Origin of the sequence: Escherichia sp. WS1152, from assembly GCF_046487665.1 — a bacterium.
In the GTDB taxonomy this organism is placed as follows: Bacteria; Pseudomonadota; Gammaproteobacteria; order Enterobacterales; family Enterobacteriaceae; genus Escherichia; species Escherichia coli.
Genome location: NZ_JBJQJA010000010.1, coordinates 102,244 through 120,167, shown reverse-complemented (window position 1 = coordinate 120,167; position 17,924 = coordinate 102,244). Strand labels below are relative to the sequence as shown.

18 protein-coding genes are annotated in these 17,924 nt (G+C 49.3%); 12 read left to right on the top strand and 6 right to left on the bottom strand.

Features of this window, described 5'->3' with window-relative positions; translation table 11 throughout:
- Position 1 precedes the first annotated feature (1 nt).
- The 9 genes from rlmH (at position 2) to lipA (ending at position 9,468) form a co-directional block, all read left to right on the top strand.
- The gene (rlmH, locus tag ACJHW7_RS16685; RefSeq protein ID WP_000776104.1) at positions 2–469 is read left to right on the top strand and encodes a 23S rRNA (pseudouridine(1915)-N(3))-methyltransferase RlmH; all 468 of its coding nucleotides are present in this window, start codon (positions 2–4) and stop codon (positions 467–469) included.
- 30 nt (positions 470–499) lie between these two features.
- Complete coding sequence (mrdA, locus tag ACJHW7_RS16680; protein WP_000776191.1) at positions 500–2,401, top strand: peptidoglycan DD-transpeptidase MrdA; 1,902 nt, start codon at positions 500–502, stop codon at positions 2,399–2,401.
- Positions 2,402–2,403: 2 nt separating this feature from the next.
- Complete coding sequence (gene mrdB, locus ACJHW7_RS16675; protein WP_000131719.1) at positions 2,404–3,516, top strand: peptidoglycan glycosyltransferase MrdB; 1,113 nt, start codon at positions 2,404–2,406, stop codon at positions 3,514–3,516.
- Between the two features lie 10 nt (positions 3,517–3,526).
- Positions 3,527–4,615, top strand: a complete 1,089-nt coding sequence (rlpA, locus tag ACJHW7_RS16670) for an endolytic peptidoglycan transglycosylase RlpA (protein ID WP_001231437.1) — start codon at positions 3,527–3,529, stop codon at positions 4,613–4,615.
- Between the two features lie 139 nt (positions 4,616–4,754).
- Positions 4,755–5,966 carry a D-alanyl-D-alanine carboxypeptidase DacA gene (gene dacA / locus ACJHW7_RS16665; RefSeq protein ID WP_001092082.1) on the top strand — a complete coding sequence of 404 codons (1,212 nt, stop codon included), beginning with the start codon at positions 4,755–4,757 and terminating at the stop codon, positions 5,964–5,966.
- Positions 5,967–6,075: 109 nt separating this feature from the next.
- Positions 6,076–6,339 carry a DUF493 family protein YbeD gene (gene ybeD, locus ACJHW7_RS16660; RefSeq protein ID WP_000850550.1) on the top strand — a complete coding sequence of 88 codons (264 nt, stop codon included), beginning with the start codon at positions 6,076–6,078 and terminating at the stop codon, positions 6,337–6,339.
- A gap of 100 nt (positions 6,340–6,439) precedes the next feature.
- On the top strand, positions 6,440–7,081 hold the full coding sequence (lipB, locus tag ACJHW7_RS16655; RefSeq protein WP_000284026.1) for a lipoyl(octanoyl) transferase LipB: 642 nt from the start codon (positions 6,440–6,442) through the stop codon (positions 7,079–7,081).
- A 259-nt stretch (positions 7,082–7,340) separates the two neighbouring features.
- Entirely contained in the window at positions 7,341–8,294 is a 954-nt protein-coding gene (locus tag ACJHW7_RS16650) for a YbeF family transcriptional regulator (protein ID WP_000378031.1), read from the top strand.
- A 208-nt stretch (positions 8,295–8,502) separates the two neighbouring features.
- Complete coding sequence (gene lipA / locus ACJHW7_RS16645; protein ID WP_000042632.1) at positions 8,503–9,468, top strand: lipoyl synthase; 966 nt, start codon at positions 8,503–8,505, stop codon at positions 9,466–9,468.
- A gap of 100 nt (positions 9,469–9,568) precedes the next feature.
- Here lipA and tatE read toward each other — a convergent pair whose 3' ends face one another.
- Entirely contained in the window at positions 9,569–9,772 is a 204-nt protein-coding gene (gene tatE / locus ACJHW7_RS16640; RefSeq protein ID WP_000503931.1) for a twin-arginine translocase subunit TatE, read from the bottom strand.
- Between the two features lie 128 nt (positions 9,773–9,900).
- Positions 9,901–10,689 (bottom strand): deaminated glutathione amidase, encoded by a 789-nt coding sequence (locus tag ACJHW7_RS16635; RefSeq protein WP_000959109.1) that lies wholly within the window; start codon positions 10,687–10,689, stop codon positions 9,901–9,903.
- Between the two features lie 92 nt (positions 10,690–10,781).
- On the opposite strand from ACJHW7_RS16635, the gene crcB reads away from it, so the two are divergent.
- Positions 10,782–11,165, top strand: coding sequence for a fluoride efflux transporter CrcB (crcB, locus tag ACJHW7_RS16630; RefSeq protein WP_000939738.1), 384 nt, complete (start codon positions 10,782–10,784; stop codon positions 11,163–11,165).
- A gap of 53 nt (positions 11,166–11,218) precedes the next feature.
- On the opposite strand, the gene cspE is transcribed toward crcB, so the two are convergent.
- Positions 11,219–11,428, bottom strand: a complete 210-nt coding sequence (cspE, locus tag ACJHW7_RS16625) for a transcription antiterminator/RNA stability regulator CspE (protein WP_000034825.1) — start codon at positions 11,426–11,428, stop codon at positions 11,219–11,221.
- A gap of 174 nt (positions 11,429–11,602) precedes the next feature.
- A complete protein-coding gene (gene pagP, locus ACJHW7_RS16620) occupies positions 11,603–12,163 on the bottom strand; it encodes a lipid IV(A) palmitoyltransferase PagP (protein WP_001103094.1) in 561 nt (186 codons plus the stop codon).
- 589 nt (positions 12,164–12,752) lie between these two features.
- Between pagP and dcuC the strand changes: the two genes are divergently transcribed.
- Complete coding sequence (gene dcuC, locus ACJHW7_RS16615) at positions 12,753–14,138, top strand: anaerobic C4-dicarboxylate transporter DcuC (RefSeq protein ID WP_000955063.1); 1,386 nt, start codon at positions 12,753–12,755, stop codon at positions 14,136–14,138.
- A gap of 39 nt (positions 14,139–14,177) precedes the next feature.
- Here the strand turns inward: dcuC and dpiA are convergent, their stop codons facing one another.
- Both dpiA and dpiB read right to left on the bottom strand, forming a co-directional pair.
- Entirely contained in the window at positions 14,178–14,858 is a 681-nt protein-coding gene (gene dpiA / locus ACJHW7_RS16610; RefSeq protein ID WP_000126500.1) for a two-component response regulator DpiA, read from the bottom strand.
- Complete coding sequence (dpiB, locus tag ACJHW7_RS16605) at positions 14,827–16,485, bottom strand: sensor histidine kinase DpiB (RefSeq protein ID WP_072847881.1); 1,659 nt, start codon at positions 16,483–16,485, stop codon at positions 14,827–14,829. The genes dpiA and dpiB overlap by 32 nt, the downstream gene beginning before the upstream one ends.
- A 379-nt stretch (positions 16,486–16,864) precedes the next feature.
- Between dpiB and citC the strand changes: the two genes are divergently transcribed.
- Positions 16,865–17,923: a [citrate (pro-3S)-lyase] ligase gene (gene citC, locus ACJHW7_RS16600; protein ID WP_000467695.1), complete on the top strand. Its 1,059-nt coding sequence runs from the start codon at positions 16,865–16,867 to the stop codon at positions 17,921–17,923.
- The last annotated feature ends 1 nt before the right edge of the window (position 17,924 follow it).

Here is a 17,924-nt window from a genome sequence, read left to right as displayed (position 1 = left end):
CGTGAAGCTGCAACTTGTCGCCGTGGGAACGAAAATGCCGGACTGGGTACAAACCGGTTTTACCGAGTACCTGCGTCGTTTTCCGAAAGATATGCCCTTCGAGCTGATTGAAATTCCGGCCGGAAAACGCGGCAAGAATGCGGACATCAAGCGCATACTCGACAAAGAGGGTGAGCAGATGTTGGCGGCCGCAGGCAAAAACCGCATTGTCACCCTCGATATTCCAGGCAAGCCCTGGGATACGCCGCAGTTAGCCGCTGAGCTGGAACGCTGGAAGCTGGATGGTCGCGACGTCAGTCTACTGATTGGCGGGCCTGAAGGGTTGTCGCCTGCCTGTAAAGCGGCGGCGGAGCAGAGCTGGTCGCTGTCGGCGCTTACCCTCCCCCATCCGCTGGTTCGCGTGCTGGTCGCAGAGAGTCTGTACCGGGCGTGGAGCATCACCACCAACCATCCTTATCACCGTGAGTGATAAGGGAGCTTTGAGTAGAAAACGCAGCGGATGAAACTACAGAACTCTTTTCGCGACTATACGGCAGAGTCCGCGCTGTTTGTGCGCCGGGCGCTGGTCGCCTTTTTGGGGATTTTGCTGCTGACCGGCGTGCTTATCGCCAACCTGTATAATCTGCAAATTGTTCGCTTTACCGACTACCAGACCCGCTCTAATGAAAACCGCATTAAGCTGGTGCCTATCGCGCCCAGCCGCGGCATTATCTATGACCGTAACGGTATCCCTCTGGCCCTCAACCGCACTATCTACCAGATAGAAATGATGCCGGAGAAAGTCGATAACGTGCAGCAAACGCTGGACGCTTTGCGCAGCGTGGTAGATCTGACCGATGACGATATTGCTGCATTCCGAAAAGAGCGCGCACGTTCACACCGTTTCACCTCTATTCCGGTGAAAACTAACCTGACCGAAGTACAAGTAGCTCGCTTTGCCGTCAATCAGTACCGTTTTCCGGGCGTCGAAGTTAAAGGCTATAAACGTCGTTACTATCCTTACGGTTCGGCGTTGACCCACGTCATCGGCTATGTGTCGAAAATCAACGATAAAGACGTCGAACGCCTGAATAATGACGGCAAACTGGCCAACTATGCGGCAACGCATGATATCGGTAAGCTGGGCATTGAGCGTTACTATGAAGACGTGCTGCACGGTCAGACCGGTTATGAAGAGGTTGAAGTTAACAACCGTGGGCGTGTTATCCGCCAGTTAAAAGAAGTACCACCGCAAGCCGGACACGATATTTACCTGACGCTGGATCTCAAACTCCAGCAATATATTGAAACGCTGCTGGCGGGTAGCCGCGCAGCTGTGGTAGTCACCGATCCGCGTACAGGTGGGGTGCTGGCGCTGGTTTCCACGCCTAGTTATGACCCAAACCTGTTTGTTGACGGTATCTCCAGCAAAGATTATTCCGCCTTGCTGAACGACCCGAATACACCGCTGGTGAACCGCGCCACACAGGGGGTTTATCCTCCCGCGTCTACAGTTAAACCCTATGTAGCGGTTTCGGCATTGAGCGCCGGGGTGATCACGCGCAATACGACGCTGTTTGACCCAGGCTGGTGGCAACTGCCAGGTTCGGAAAAACGTTATCGTGACTGGAAAAAATGGGGCCACGGGCGTCTGAATGTCACAAGATCGCTGGAAGAATCTGCGGATACCTTCTTCTATCAGGTGGCCTACGATATGGGGATCGATCGCCTCTCCGAATGGATGGGTAAATTCGGTTATGGTCATTACACCGGTATCGACCTGGCGGAAGAACGTTCCGGCAACATGCCTACCCGCGAATGGAAACAGAAACGCTTTAAAAAACCGTGGTATCAGGGTGACACCATTCCGGTTGGTATCGGTCAGGGTTACTGGACAGCGACCCCAATCCAGATGAGTAAGGCACTGATGATCCTGATTAATGACGGTATCGTGAAGGTTCCGCATTTGCTGATGAGCACCGCCGAAGACGGCAAACAGGTGCCATGGGTACAGCCGCATGAACCGCCCGTCGGCGATATTCATTCCGGTTACTGGGAGCTGGCGAAAGACGGTATGTACGGTGTTGCTAACCGCCCTAACGGTACGGCGCATAAATACTTTGCCAGCGCACCGTACAAAATTGCGGCGAAATCTGGTACCGCTCAGGTCTTCGGTCTGAAAGCGAACGAAACCTATAATGCGCACAAAATTGCCGAGCGTTTACGTGACCACAAACTGATGACCGCCTTTGCGCCATACAACAATCCGCAAGTGGCTGTCGCCATGATTCTGGAGAACGGCGGCGCGGGTCCGGCGGTTGGTACGCTGATGCGCCAGATCCTCGACCACATTATGCTGGGTGATAACAACACCGATCTGCCTGCGGAAAATCCAGCGGTTGCCGCAGCGGAGGACCATTAATCATGACGGATAATCCGAATAAAAAAACATTCTGGGATAAAGTCCATCTCGATCCCACAATGCTGCTGATTTTACTGGCATTGCTGGTTTACAGCGCCCTGGTTATCTGGAGCGCCAGCGGTCAGGATATTGGCATGATGGAGCGTAAAATCGGCCAAATCGCGATGGGTCTGGTCATCATGGTGGTGATGGCGCAAATTCCTCCACGCGTTTATGAAGGCTGGGCCCCCTATCTCTATATCATCTGTATTATTTTGCTGGTGGCGGTAGATGCTTTCGGTGCCATCTCTAAAGGCGCTCAACGCTGGCTGGACCTCGGTATTGTTCGTTTTCAGCCGTCGGAAATTGCCAAAATAGCCGTACCACTGATGGTTGCGCGCTTTATCAACCGCGACGTTTGCCCGCCATCGTTGAAGAACACTGGCATCGCGCTGGTGCTGATATTTATGCCCACGCTGCTGGTGGCTGCACAGCCTGACCTGGGAACATCAATCCTCGTTGCGCTTTCCGGTCTGTTTGTACTGTTCCTCTCTGGCCTTAGCTGGCGTCTGATTGGCGTCGCAGTAGTGCTGGTAGCGGCGTTCATTCCGATTCTGTGGTTCTTCCTGATGCATGATTACCAGCGCCAGCGCGTAATGATGCTCCTGGACCCGGAATCAGACCCACTCGGCGCGGGCTATCACATTATTCAGTCTAAAATTGCTATTGGCTCCGGCGGATTACGCGGCAAAGGCTGGCTGCACGGCACTCAGTCACAGCTTGAATTTCTCCCCGAACGCCATACTGACTTTATCTTCGCGGTACTGGCGGAAGAGCTGGGATTAGTGGGCATTCTGATTCTGCTCGCTCTCTACATTCTGCTGATCATGCGCGGGCTGTGGATAGCCGCCAGAGCGCAAACCACCTTTGGTCGCGTCATGGCTGGTGGCTTAATGCTGATATTATTCGTTTATGTCTTCGTAAATATTGGTATGGTAAGCGGTATTCTGCCGGTTGTAGGGGTTCCGCTCCCACTGGTCAGTTATGGAGGATCGGCGCTAATTGTGCTGATGGCTGGGTTCGGGATTGTAATGTCAATCCACACCCACAGGAAAATGTTGTCGAAAAGCGTGTAAGAGGTGCGCAATGCGTAAGCAGTGGCTCGGGATCTGCATCGCGGCAGGAATGCTCGCGGCATGTACAAGCGATGATGGTCAGCAACAGACGGTAAGTGTACCGCAGCCTGCGGTATGTAACGGCCCCATAGTTGAAATTAGCGGGGCGGACCCGCGTTTCGAACCACTGAGCGCGACGGCAAATCAGGATTACCAGCGCGACGGTAAAAGCTACAAAATCGTGCAGGATCCGTCTCGATTTAGCCAGGCGGGACTGGCGGCAATCTATGATGCCGAACCAGGCAGTAACCTGACGGCCTCTGGCGAAGCTTTCGATCCGACACAGCTGACGGCGGCCCATCCAACGCTTCCGATCCCCAGCTACGCCAGAATCACTAACCTGGCTAACGGGCGAATGATCGTGGTGCGCATTAATGATCGCGGTCCTTACGGCAACGACCGCGTTATTTCGCTTTCTCGCGCTGCAGCTGACCGTCTTAACACGTCAAACAACACCAAAGTTCGTATCGATCCGATTATTGTCGCCCAGGATGGTTCGCTTTCTGGTCCTGGTATGGCTTGTACCACAGTCGCCAAACAGACTTACGCCCTGCCTGCACCTCCCGATTTAAGCGGCGGCGCAGGAACAAGTTCAGTGTCTGGCCCGCAGGGTGACATTCTTCCGGTCAGTAATTCGACGCTAAAAAGCGAAGATCCGACCGGCGCGCCGGTAACCAGCAGCGGTTTCCTCGGCGCACCAACGACCTTAGCGCCTGGTGTACTGGAAGGCAGCGAACCGACGCCTGCGCCACAGCCCGTTGTTACAGCTCCGTCGACAACGCCTGCAACCTCGCCTGCAATGGTGACACCGCAAGCAGCCTCGCAAAGCGCCAGCGGCAACTTTATGGTGCAGGTCGGGGCCGTTAGCGATCAGGCTCGTGCGCAACAGTACCAACAGCAACTGGGACAGAAGTTCGGCGTCCCCGGTCGCGTAACTCAAAATGGCGCAGTCTGGCGGATCCAGCTTGGCCCATTCGCCAGCAAAGCCGAAGCCAGTACCTTGCAGCAACGTTTGCAAACCGAAGCCCAATTACAGTCATTTATTACCACCGCGCAGTAGCGTAAAGCAGGCATCTGATGTGTCAATTTCTGTAAATGACGTTAACAAAGTCACGCGGAAAGTCAGATGCCTGCCGGTAGTGCATTTGCTATAGTAGGGCACTTTTTTTAATTCCATCACGGATGTCGTAGTTCAGACCATGAATACCATTTTTTCCGCTCGTATCATGAAGCGCCTGGCGCTCACCACGGCTCTTTGCACAGCCTTTATCTCTGCTGCACATGCCGATGACCTGAATATCAAAACTATGATCCCGGGTGTACCGCAGATCGATGCGGAGTCCTACATCCTGATTGACTATAACTCCGGCAAAGTGCTCGCCGAACAGAACGCAGATGTCCGCCGCGATCCTGCCAGCCTGACCAAAATGATGACCAGTTACGTTATCGGCCAGGCAATGAAAGCCGGTAAATTTAAAGAAACTGATTTAGTCACTATCGGCAACGACGCATGGGCCACCGGTAACCCGGTGTTTAAAGGTTCTTCGCTGATGTTCCTCAAACCGGGCATGCAGGTTCCGGTTTCTCAGCTGATCCGCGGTATTAACCTGCAATCGGGTAACGATGCTTGTGTCGCCATGGCCGATTTTGCCGCTGGTAGCCAGGACGCTTTTGTTGGCTTGATGAACAGCTACGTTAACGCCCTGGGCCTGAAAAATACCCACTTCCAGACGGTACATGGTCTGGATGCTGATGGTCAGTACAGCTCCGCGCGAGATATGGCGCTGATCGGCCAGGCATTGATCCGTGACGTACCGAATGAATACTCGATCTATAAAGAAAAAGAATTTACGTTTAACGGTATTCGCCAGCTGAACCGTAACGGCCTGTTATGGGATAACAGCCTGAATGTCGATGGCATCAAAACCGGACACACTGACAAAGCAGGTTACAACCTTGTTGCTTCTGCGACTGAAGGCCAGATGCGCTTGATTTCTGCGGTGATGGGCGGACGTACTTTTAAAGGCCGTGAAGCCGAAAGTAAAAAACTGCTGACCTGGGGCTTCCGTTTCTTCGAAACCGTTAACCCACTGAAAGTAGGTAAAGAGTTCGCCTCTGAACCGGTTTGGTTTGGTGATTCTGATCGCGCTTCGTTAGGGGTTGATAAAGACGTGTACCTGACCATTCCGCGTGGCCGCATGAAAGATCTGAAAGCCAGCTATGTGCTGAACAGCAGTGAATTGCATGCGCCGCTGCAAAAGAATCAGGTCGTCGGAACTATCAACTTCCAGCTCGATGGCAAAACGATCGAACAACGCCCGCTGGTTGTGTTGCAAGAAATCCCGGAAGGTAACTTCTTCGGCAAAATCATTGATTACATTAAATTAATGTTCCATCACTGGTTTGGTTAAAAATTGAACACTTGAAAGTGTAATTTCCGTCCCCATATACTAAGCATCAGTAAAAAACTCCCGCCTTCTGGCGGGAGTTGCTATTTAATTACGTTACGCCGGAGCTGACATGAAAACCAAACTTAACGAACTGCTTGAATTCCCTACTCCTTTTACTTACAAAGTTATGGGGCAGGCGTTACCTGAGCTGGTTGATCAGGTGGTTGAAGTGGTACAGCGCCATGCGCCAGGTGACTACACCCCAACGGTAAAACCAAGCAGCAAAGGCAACTACCACTCGGTATCTATCACTATCAACGCCACTCATATCGAGCAGGTTGAAACACTGTATGAAGAACTGGGCAAAATCGATATTGTCCGCATGGTTCTGTAACTCGCTTCTCCGTTACCCGGCACCTGGTCGGGTAACTCCCCTCTCCTCGCTGTGATATACTTTTCCCCCACTTTTACTCATTCTCCACGGAGATGCCGTTTTGTATCAGGATAAAATTCTTGTCCGCCAGCTCGGTCTTCAGCCTTACGAGCCAATCTCCCAGGCTATGCATGAATTCACCGATACCCGCGATGATAGTACCCTTGATGAAATCTGGCTGGTCGAGCACTATCCGGTATTCACCCAAGGGCAGGCAGGAAAGGCGGAGCACATTTTAATGCCTGGTGATATTCCGGTGATTCAGAGCGATCGCGGTGGGCAGGTGACTTATCACGGGCCGGGGCAACAGGTGATGTATGTATTGCTTAACCTGAAACGCCGTAAACTCGGTGTGCGTGAACTGGTGACCTTGCTTGAGCAAACAGTGGTGAATACCCTGGCTGAACTGGGTATAGAAGCGCATCCTCGGGCTGACGCGCCTGGTGTCTATGTAGGGGAAAAGAAAATTTGCTCTCTGGGTTTACGAATTCGACGCGGTTGTTCATTCCACGGTCTGGCATTAAACGTCAATATGGATCTTTCACCATTTTTACGTATTAATCCTTGTGGGTATGCCGGAATGGAAATGGCTAAAATATCACAATGGAAACCCGAAGCGACGACTAATAATATTGCACCACGTTTACTGGAAAATATTTTAGCGCTACTAAACAATCCTGACTTCGAATATATTAGCGCTTAATTCCATACATCAATGGCCCAATTTACACTGGGTCATTACTCATAATACCTGCTAATGCTTTACATCTCCTTCGCGTTTGTATATTTTCTTTATCACTTGCAGAAATGCGATGCTACGCCTTGCTCCGTAACTCACCCCATTGATTAACCTATTGAAATAGTTGATTATGGTGAGCAAAAGCGTTCCGTTCCAATTAGACATAAGATTATTGTAATTTTTTTAAATATTATTTTTCCATGAATAAAATTGGAGTAAGTGCGTGGATAGTAATAATCAAATCGAACCCTGTTTAAGCAGAAAGTCGTCAGAAGGTAAACCACAAATATTTACAACCTTACGAAATATTGATCTTAACCTTCTGACTATTTTTGAAGCTGTATATGTACATAAAGGGATCGTTAATGCAGCGAAAGTGCTTAATCTGACCCCCTCGGCAATCAGTCAGTCTATACAGAAACTGCGCGTTATATTCCCTGACCCATTGTTTATTCGCAAAGGCCAGGGTGTCACTCCTACCGCATTTGCGATGCATCTACATGAGTATATCAGTCAGGGCCTTGAATCCATTCTTGGCGCGCTGGATATCGAAGGAAGCTATGATAAGCAACGAACGATAACTATCGCGACCACCCCCTCGGTCGGAGCCCTGGTCCTTCCTGTCATCTATCGGGCGATTAAAACTCACTACCCGCAGCTTTTACTGCGCAACCCGCCCATCAGCGACGCGGAAAACCAACTCAGTCAGTTTCAAACCGATCTCATCATCGATAACATGTTTTGCACCAATCGTACGGTGCAACATCATGTTCTGTTCACCGACAATATGGTGTTAATTTGCCGCGAGGGAAATCCACTACTCTCTTTAGAAGATGACAGAGAGACTATCGACAACGCTGCACATGTACTCCTGTTACCGGAAGGGCAAAATTTCAGCGGTCTGCGGCAGAGAGTTCAAGAGATGTTTCCGGATCGGCAAATCAATTTCACCAGCTACAACATTTTGACAATCGCTGCACTGGTTGCCAACAGTGACATGTTAGCGATTATTCCCAGCCGTTTTTATAACCTGTTTAGCCGTTGCTGGCCGCTGGAAAAACTGCCTTTTCCGTCCTTAAATGAGGAGCAAATAGATTTCTCTATCCACTACAACAAATTCAGCCTGCGTGATCCCATCCTGCACGGGGTAATAGATGTTATCCGTAATGCATTTTGAAAAAGTATTGTTACAGCCAGATCACAGCGCAGAACGATAAAATGGCACAATCCAACAACAATTTTACATTTTCGCGACCGCTTTGGCTGCTTTCAGGTCCGTTTCAATGATATACTGCCAGTCGTTAATTCAAAAATAGTTGATAATTACAACAATCTATTGAATTGAAACGCTTTCCTTCGTAATTCGCAACTGGAACACGCACGCTATGAGTAAACCCATTGTGATGGAACGCGGTGTTAAATACCGCGATGCCGATAAGATGGCCCTTATCCCGGTTAAAAACGTGGCAACAGAGCGCGAAGCCCTGCTGCGCAAGCCGGAATGGATGAAAATCAAGCTTCCAGCGGACTCTACACGTATCCAGGGCATCAAAGCCGCAATGCGCAAAAATGGCCTGCATTCTGTCTGCGAGGAAGCCTCCTGCCCTAACCTGGCGGAATGCTTCAACCACGGCACAGCAACGTTTATGATCCTCGGCGCTATTTGTACCCGCCGTTGTCCGTTCTGTGACGTTGCCCACGGTCGGCCGGTAGCTCCTGATGCCAATGAGCCAGTGAAACTGGCGCAGACCATTGCCGATATGGCGCTGCGTTATGTGGTTATCACCTCCGTTGACCGTGATGACCTGCGCGATGGCGGTGCCCAACACTTTGCGGATTGTATTACTGCCATTCGGGAAAAAAGCCCGCAAATCAAAATTGAAACTCTGGTGCCGGATTTCCGCGGTCGTATGGATCGTGCTCTGGATATTCTGACTGCAACGCCCCCAGATGTGTTCAACCATAACCTGGAAAACGTACCGCGTATTTACCGGCAGGTACGGCCTGGCGCAGATTACAACTGGTCGCTGAAGCTGCTGGAACGCTTTAAAGAAGCGCATCCGGAAATCCCGACCAAGTCTGGTCTGATGGTGGGTCTGGGTGAAACCAATGAAGAAATTATTGAGGTAATGCGCGACCTGCGCCGTCATGGTGTGACGATGTTAACGCTGGGGCAATATTTGCAGCCAAGCCGCCATCACCTGCCGGTTCAACGTTACGTTAGCCCGGATGAGTTCGACGAAATGAAAGCCGAAGCGCTGGCGATGGGCTTTACCCATGCTGCATGCGGTCCGTTTGTCCGCTCTTCTTACCACGCCGATTTGCAGGCGAAAGGGATGGAAGTTAAGTAATCCTGTAATAATTACTTACATCTGTCTGATAAAAAACCCGCTTTTTGAAGCGGGTTTTTTGTATCGAACAAGATATTGAGGGAGCGTCCTGCTCGCCACGTCACTCTTTATGAGAGAGCTTTTCAGCCTGAAGATCAACGTCTGCGCCTTTTTTCGCCGCAGCATCGTCATCATTCATCGCCTTCTTGAACCCTTTAATGGCCGCTCCAAGGTCTCCGCCCAGCGTACGTAACTTCTTAGTCCCAAACAGCAGAACGACCAGCGCCGCAACTACCAGCAGTTTGGTAATACTAATCTCACCCATAGATACCTTCTTGACATATAACCGGCAACAGAACACGCCTTAAAAACCAGAGAATATTAACGGTCATTCGACGCGCGCACACAATAGCAATCTGTAACAAGGTGAATCAAGCGCCGAGTAAAAAAACATCATAATAATTGCGGCGGCGCAAAGCGACGGTTGTTTAAGACGGGTAGTTGCGCGCGCACCTGACGCACACGTTCGGGCGTCACTTCCGCCATAATGAGTGCAGGCATTTCTGACGCTGCCGCAATGGTGACGCCAAAGGGATCTATAATCCGGCTTTGCCCGATATTTTTGTTCCCGCACTCCCCCGCCGCCACCATATAACAGGTGGTATCCAGCGCACGAGCGGCAAGCAACGTTGACCAGTGATGCTCTTTGAGCGGCCCGCGAACCCAGGCGGCAGGAAGTACCAGGATTTCAGCTCCCTGTAATGCCTGTGCCAGCGCCAGCTCTGGAAAGCGTAAGTCATAACAGGTCATCAGACCGACCTTCATCCCTTCCACCTCCAGTAACGGAGCGATTTCATTACCAGCATCAACACGGCGTGATTCCTGAATGGCAAATGCATCATAGAGATGCAGTTTGGCATAACGGGCGACGATGTTTCCTGCCTGTAGCGCCACCAGCATATTCCATGCGCGCCCCGGCGTTGAAGGAACATGAATCGTCAGAATTGTCGTCATCATGTTACGTTTACTTTCTCGCCGTAAACGTCCGAGGAATTCGCCTTCCAGCAGCTGTGCTGATTTAACCGATAGATCTGCATCATGATCATCGCGTGCCAGCAATGCTTCCGGCAGGACAAACAGCGATACGTCGTTTTCCGCCGCCTGCGCCATCAACGAGGCACAAATCTCAGCGTTCTTTTCCCACACAGATGTAACAGCAAACTGTCCTGCAGCAACCAGCATTGCCACCTCCTGTCAGAGTCGTAAAATTCGCCAACGACGATTATTCGGCGTTACACTTATCACTCATACAAATCAAATAGCAGGATTTTGCAGTGTTACAACTTCTTTTAGCAGTTTTTATTGGCGGTGGTACAGGAAGCGTGGCGAGATGGCTGTTAAGTATGCGATTTAACCCGCTGCATCAGGCGATTCCGTTGGGGACGCTGGCAGCAAACCTGATTGGGGCATTCATCATAGGAATGGGATTCGCCTGGTTCAGCAGGATGACGAACATTGATCCAGTGTGGAAAGTATTAATCACCACCGGATTTTGTGGCGGTCTAACAACCTTCTCAACATTTTCGGCAGAAGTGGTGTTTTTGTTACAAGAGGGCCGCTTTGGCTGGGCATTACTGAACGTTTTCGTCAACCTTCTGGGGTCTTTTGCCATGACCGCACTGGCATTCTGGCTGTTTTCGGCCTCAACCGCACACTAAAGACCAAAAAAAACCCGCTGATTAAGCGGGTTTTGAATTCTTGCTGACGTATCTTACAGAGCGATTACGTTTGCAGCAGAAGGGCCTTTGGCACCGTTAGTGATTTCGAACTCTACGCGCTGACCTTCAGCAAGAGTTTTAAAACCATTAGTCTGGATTGCAGAGAAGTGTACGAACACGTCTTTGCTGCCGTCTTCCGGAGTAATGAAACCGAATCCTTTGGACTCATTAAACCACTTAACGTTACCTTTAATCTTAGACATCAAAATTACCTTTACATGAAAAATAGACACAAATGCTGTGTCGGTTACCAGTACACCAATTGTGGTACGCTTTGTCCAGTGCAACTTCACTAAAAAGTGATAAAAGTCGCGTTATTTTTGATGTTAATTATTTTAGTGATTGATTTTAAAGAATTTACTAAAACTTCATTTGTCTCAAAACTGAAAGCGCATCCAGGCAAAGTACACATTGCCATTGTTGTAGGTACCCGGAATGTAGGTCATCTGAAAAGTCACTGGACCATAACCCACGGAGGCCAATGGCAGTAGAACCGGGAGAGGGATGTAATTCCAGTTATCGCGTGCCGTTACGCCAGCGGTGAATCCCAGGCCTAAATGAAAATTTTCATCCGCCAGCGGTCGCCAGGTACTTTCCCATCCGTATCCGGCAATCGGTTCCCATTTGTTCCACGAGTCCTTAAATGCCATGGCATACAGGCCATGCCAGTTTCCTTTTTCATCCCAACGCGACAGGCCAAAACCGCCACCCCACGGTCGCTCGTTATAGCGATCGGTTTTTTCTTTGTCGTAAGCGAAACGTGCATGCCAGGTGATGGCAGGAATATATAAATCATAATGTTCAGGCTGTTGCCAGGTTTGTGCAATATTTTCTCTAAACGTTGTCATCCACTCATCTGCGTTAGCAAAAACTTTACCAACGCTGATTAACTGAATAAAAACAAAGGAAAAGATAGCGACATATTTACTCACGTTCATTTGTGACCATAAAACATTTATCAAAAATCTACTACTAGCATAGCAAAGCTACTATTAACATAACCTTAATAGCCCCAACATAAAGAATAATCTGAATAGCTTCTCTATTTATTTCCGCTTGTTCAAGTTAAATATTTCCGCGCATCGATTAAAGATCGATGCGTCGTTTTCTTCGATGGGAATAGTCAAAAAAGGAAAACCAAGTCTTTTTTGATGACAAAATGCAATCAAGGAAATATTTCTTTATTTTTTAATGATATACAACAATCATCTTAACGAAGTATATAATATATATCGTCAACCCATGCTCATGGTAGATTATTTTCTGAGCACACAACCGCAGCTAACACCATTGCGATTAACAAATTTGCATCAATCCTCCATCAATTTACACACATTATTATGTGATAATTGCCAACCGCTAAATATGCGTTTTGTTATCTACGTATAAAAACAGCAACTTCAATGTCTTAATGGCAGTTTTTCTTGATTTTAATCAGCATCCACCGCCAATTTATTGGGCATATTTTTTCCTTAAGCTTTAGGATTTTTTTATTATTTACTTTGGGGCCTGGAGACAGGAAAAATTATGCTGACATTCATTGAACTCCTTATTGGGGTTGTGGTTATTGTGGGTGTAGCTCGCTACATCATTAAAGGGTATTCCGCCACTGGTGTGTTATTTGTCGGTGGCCTGTTATTGCTGATTATTAGTGCCATTATGGGGCACAAAGTGTTACCGTCCAGCCAGGCTTCAACAGGCTACAGCGCCACGGATATCGTTGAATACGTTAAAATATTGCTAATGAGCCGCGGCGGCGACCTCGGCATGATGATTATGATGCTGTGTGGCTTTGCCGCTTACATGACCCATATCGGCGCGAATGATATGGTGGTCAAGCTGGCGTCAAAACCATTACAGTATATTAACTCCCCTTACCTGCTGATGATTGCCGCCTATTTTGTCGCCTGTCTGATGTCTCTGGCCGTCTCTTCCGCAACCGGTCTGGGTGTTTTGCTGATGGCAACCCTGTTTCCGGTGATGGTAAACGTTGGTATCAGTCGTGGAGCAGCTGCTGCCATTTGTGCCTCCCCGGCGGCGATTATTCTCGCACCGACTTCAGGGGATGTGGTGCTGGCGGCGCAGGCTTCCGAAATGTCGCTGATTGACTTCGCCTTCAAAACGACACTGCCTATCTCAATTGCTGCAATTATCGGCATGGCGATCGCCCACTTCTTCTGGCAACGTTATCTGGATAAAAAAGAGCACATCTCTCATGAAATGTTAGATGTCAGTGAAATCACCACCACTGCTCCTGCGTTTTATGCCATTTTGCCGTTCACGCCGATCATCGGTGTACTGATTTTTGACGGTAAATGGGGTCCGCAATTACACATCATCACTATTCTGGTGATTTGTATGCTGATTGCCTCCATTCTGGAGTTCCTCCGCAGCTTTAATACCCAGAAAGTTTTCTCTGGTCTGGAAGTGGCTTATCGCGGGATGGCAGATGCATTTGCAAACGTGGTGATGCTGCTGGTTGCCGCTGGGGTATTCGCTCAGGGGCTTAGCACCATCGGCTTTATTCAAAGTCTGATTTCTATCGCTACATCGTTTGGTTCGGCGAGTATCATCCTGATGCTGGTATTGGTGATTCTGACAATGCTGGCGGCAGTCACGACCGGTTCAGGCAATGCGCCGTTTTATGCGTTTGTTGAGATGATCCCGAAACTGGCGCACTCTTCCGGCATTAACCCGGCGTATTTGACTATCCCGATGCTGCAGGCGTCAAACCTCGGTCGTACCCTGTCACCCGTTTCTGGCGTAGTCGTTGCGGTTGCCGGGATGGCGAAAATCTCACCATTTGAAGTCGTAAAACGCACCTCGGTGCCGGTGCTTGTTGGGCTGGTGATTGTTATCGTTGCTACAGAGCTGATGGTGCCAGGAACGGCAGCAGCGGTCACAGGCAAGTAAATAGTAATGCCGGAGGCAGTTTCCTCCGGCTTTATCATGTCACCCACTGTGGTATATGCGTTGCGGTCTGCCAACTTTGCCGTGAACAATTTCAGCAATAATCAGATGGCGGCTGGCGCAATATTCAAGATAACGCCTGGCAGTGGTGCGGCTGATGGTCAGTGCCTGCGCTACCGTTTCTGCCGTATGTTGCACACCAGGCTCTTTGAACAATTTTCGCACCGCGTTTAGCGTCAAGGGGTCAATGCCGGTCGGCAGTTCGTCTTTGGGTTCACCGCGAGCATAGGCATTAAACATCTCATCAATTTGCTTCTGGCTGGCGCTATCAATACTTTCCAGCATATGTTTACGCTGGCGGAAACGGGTTAGCGTTTGCCCCAGCCGTTCATAGGCAATGGGCTTAATGAGATAATCAAATACACCACAACGTACGGCTTCAGACACCGTTTCCATATCGCTGGCTGCAGTGGTAAACACCACGTCGCCGGGATAATGCGCCTGCACCAGTTCATGCAGTAAATTAATCCCTCTACCGTCAGGAAGATAGTTATCGAGCAAGATTAGCCCCGGCTTAAAACGCTCGATCATCATTCGGGCCTGCGCCAGGTTTCCCGCCAGTAATATCTGACTGAATCCGGGAATGTGACGAATATATTCCGCATGCATCTCTGCCAGCGGCGTTTCGTCCTCAACGATCAATAGGGTTAATGGAGCTGTCATTAGGTTTCACTTTCGGAATATAGATTGAAAATAAGGTACCGCAGGGATCATTATCTTCGAGAGTGATAACACCACCGCAGCGCGTTACATAGCTGGCAATCAAGTACAACCCAATGCCATGTTCACCGGGCTCGTCAGCACGCGTACTGACCCCCTGCTCAAATATTTTGTCTCGTAGAGACTCTGGAACGCCGCAGCCCTGATCGGCGACTTCAATCACCACATCATCGCCTTCATCGCTGAGGAATAATTCAACGATCTTGTTTCCTTCATCGCTACGCAGGCTGGCTTCGAAGGCGTTATCAAGTAAATTTCCCACAATGGCGGCAAACTCGGTGCTATCCAGTCCTGGCGGCAGTTGCGAAAGCTGGCTACCGGGGACGATGATCATTTTTAGCCCCAGTTCGCGGGCGCGCTGCACTTTACCAAAAAGCAGCCCCGCCACCTGGCGATCGGCAAACGCCTCGCGCAGACTGTCAATAAGCTGTTGCTGGGCCTGAGACTCCCCCTGCACCATCGCCAGCACGCGATCATACTCTTTCATCTGCAACAGACCATTGAGCGTCGACATCCAATTGAGATGCTCGTGTCGCAATGTACGAAGGCTCTCGACGTATTGTTTTATTTGCGTCAGTTGCGCATTGAGGGTGGAAATTTCGTCTTTACTACGAAAGCTGATAATGGCCCCCAGCAAATCATCACCTGAACGAATAGCTTCCCGGTTGGCAATAACGCTCAGACCGTTAAAGTTAGCCACCACATCCTGACGTTTTTCATCAATCTGTTCGGTAAAGAAATCGGCAGGCCTGACCACTTCTGCAATGGGTTTACCCAACCATTGCCGTCCAGGGGAACTCAGCCCCAGCATCTTTCTTGCGTTACGATTGATGGCGGTAATGTAACCGTGCGGATCCACCGCAATCAGCCCTTCATAAACCGAACTAAACAGCGCCTCTTGCTGACGGACCACGCGTGCGATTTGCTTTGGCTCCATGCCCATCATCTGCCGACGGATATGCGCGGCCAGGAACCAAGACAGCAACATCAGAATCCCTAACAGCACGACAAACACGCCTGCCATCGGTAATAAAAACTCAGCCCGCCAGCTATCGATTTTACTCACCAGGTAGCCAATCGACACCACGCCGATGACTTTTCCATCGTCATCAAAGATTGGCGTTTTGGCGCGCATCGCCATACCCATTGACCCTTTCCCGGTAATGAAGTAGCTCTCCCCTTTCTCCAGCGCGCCCAGTTTGGTGAACTGCATAGGATAACCAATTTTCTCCGGATTAGGATGGTAAAGGCGGATCGAGTGCCGGTCGCCAATCACCACATAATCAAAATCGGTATCTCTTTGTAATTTGTTAGCGATGGTCGCCAGCCGTTTGTAGTCACGCGTTTTCACCGCAGAGATGACACTGTCATTGGAGGCAATAATTTTCGCCTGATTCATTGCCATGTCGCGTACATGAAGCGTTAAATAGTCCTCAAAACTGGCCGTAAAATATTGCGCCAGGGCTGCAATGACAAATATTGAGAACACCAGAATCAGCAAAAAGATACGCAGCGGAAATGCCAGTCTTTGGAAAAATGCAAACTGTTTATTCTCGTTAAGCTGCAACATTGTTTTCCTTGCGGGTTGTCCCGAGCCTCTTTGACGGATGTAATTAAAATGTTGAATCAAAATACATAGATATTAATTATGATCGTGGCAAATTTTATTCATTAAATCAATTAAATCAATTAAACCCGCGAGTCATTTTGTAATTACATTAATTAAAAAACTTAAAACCATTAAATAAATAAAAAACCACTAACTCTATGTGAAATAAATCAAAATTTCACGCCAAAATACTCCTTAGGATGTATAGCGAAAGGAGAAAAAGATATACCTCGATCACCCCCCTTTCTCCCAAGTGAAAATAAAAGGTTATCAGTTTGCAACATTGAACAACATTCGTTGCAAATCGATAACAACATGCACCTTCAGGATACTATTTATTATGTTCGGCAATGATATTTTCACCCGCGTAAAACGTTCAGAAAATAAAAAAATGGCGGAAATCGCCCAATTCCTGCATGAAAATGATTTGAGCGTTGACACCACAGTCGAAGTATTTATTACCGTAACCCGCGATGAAAAGCTTATCGCGTGCGGTGGAATTGCCGGAAATATTATTAAATGCGTTGCTATCAGTGAATCCGTTCGCGGTGAAGGACTGGCGCTGACATTAGCCACTGAACTGATAAACCTCGCCTATGAGCGGCACAGCACGCATCTGTTTATTTATACCAAAACCGAATACGAGGCGCTGTTCCGCCAGTGCGGTTTTTCCACGTTGACCAGCGTACCAGGCGTGATGGTGCTGATGGAAAACAGCGCCACGCGATTGAAACGCTATGCCGAATCGCTAAAAAAATTTCGTCATCCCGGGAACAAGATTGGCTGCATTGTGATGAACGCCAATCCCTTTACGAAGGGTCACCGTTATCTGATTCAACAGGCTGCGGCACAGTGCGACTGGTTGCATCTGTTTTTAGTCAAAGAAGATTCTTCACGCTTCCCCTATGAAGACCGGCTGGATCTGGTGTTAAAAGGCACCGCCGATATTCCACGCCTGACTGTGCATCGCGGCTCCGAATACATCATCTCCCGCGCTACGTTCCCTTGCTACTTCATTAAAGAACAGAGCGTCATTAACCATTGTTACACCGAAATTGATTTGAAGATTTTCCGTCAGTACCTCGCTCCCGCGCTGGGTGTAACTCACCGCTTTGTCGGTACTGAACCCTTTTGTCGCGTTACCGCCCAGTACAACCAGGATATGCGCTACTGGCTGGAAACGCCGACTATCTCCGCACCGCCCATCGAACTGGTTGAAATTGAGCGGCTGCGTTACCAGGAGATGCCGATATCCGCTTCCCGGGTACGTCAACTGCTGGCGAAAAACGATCTCACGGCTATCGCGCCGCTGGTCCCTGCAGTCACGCTGCATTATTTGCAGAACCTGCTTGAGCACTCCCGCCAGGACGCGGCAGCTCGTCAAAAGACCCCCGCATGAG

Excerpts from the sequence above, each read along its gene's own strand:
- mrdA (WP_000776191.1), top strand. The coding sequence starts at position 500 with ATGAAACTACAGAACTCTTTTCGCGACTATACGGCAGAGTCCGCGCTG.
- mrdB (WP_000131719.1), top strand. The coding sequence starts at position 2,404 with ATGACGGATAATCCGAATAAAAAAACATTCTGGGATAAAGTCCATCTC.
- rlpA (WP_001231437.1), top strand. The coding sequence starts at position 3,527 with ATGCGTAAGCAGTGGCTCGGGATCTGCATCGCGGCAGGAATGCTCGCG.
- dacA (WP_001092082.1), top strand. The coding sequence starts at position 4,755 with ATGAATACCATTTTTTCCGCTCGTATCATGAAGCGCCTGGCGCTCACC.
- ybeD (WP_000850550.1), top strand. The coding sequence starts at position 6,076 with ATGAAAACCAAACTTAACGAACTGCTTGAATTCCCTACTCCTTTTACT.
- lipA (WP_000042632.1), top strand. The coding sequence starts at position 8,503 with ATGAGTAAACCCATTGTGATGGAACGCGGTGTTAAATACCGCGATGCC.
- tatE (WP_000503931.1), bottom strand. The coding sequence starts at position 9,772 with ATGGGTGAGATTAGTATTACCAAACTGCTGGTAGTTGCGGCGCTGGTC.
- ACJHW7_RS16635 (WP_000959109.1), bottom strand. The coding sequence starts at position 10,689 with ATGCTGGTTGCTGCAGGACAGTTTGCTGTTACATCTGTGTGGGAAAAG.
- cspE (WP_000034825.1), bottom strand. The coding sequence starts at position 11,428 with ATGTCTAAGATTAAAGGTAACGTTAAGTGGTTTAATGAGTCCAAAGGA.
- pagP (WP_001103094.1), bottom strand. The coding sequence starts at position 12,163 with ATGAACGTGAGTAAATATGTCGCTATCTTTTCCTTTGTTTTTATTCAG.
- dcuC (WP_000955063.1), top strand. The coding sequence starts at position 12,753 with ATGCTGACATTCATTGAACTCCTTATTGGGGTTGTGGTTATTGTGGGT.
- dpiA (WP_000126500.1), bottom strand. The coding sequence starts at position 14,858 with ATGACAGCTCCATTAACCCTATTGATCGTTGAGGACGAAACGCCGCTG.
- dpiB (WP_072847881.1), bottom strand. The coding sequence starts at position 16,485 with ATGTTGCAGCTTAACGAGAATAAACAGTTTGCATTTTTCCAAAGACTG.
- citC (WP_000467695.1), top strand. The coding sequence starts at position 16,865 with ATGTTCGGCAATGATATTTTCACCCGCGTAAAACGTTCAGAAAATAAA.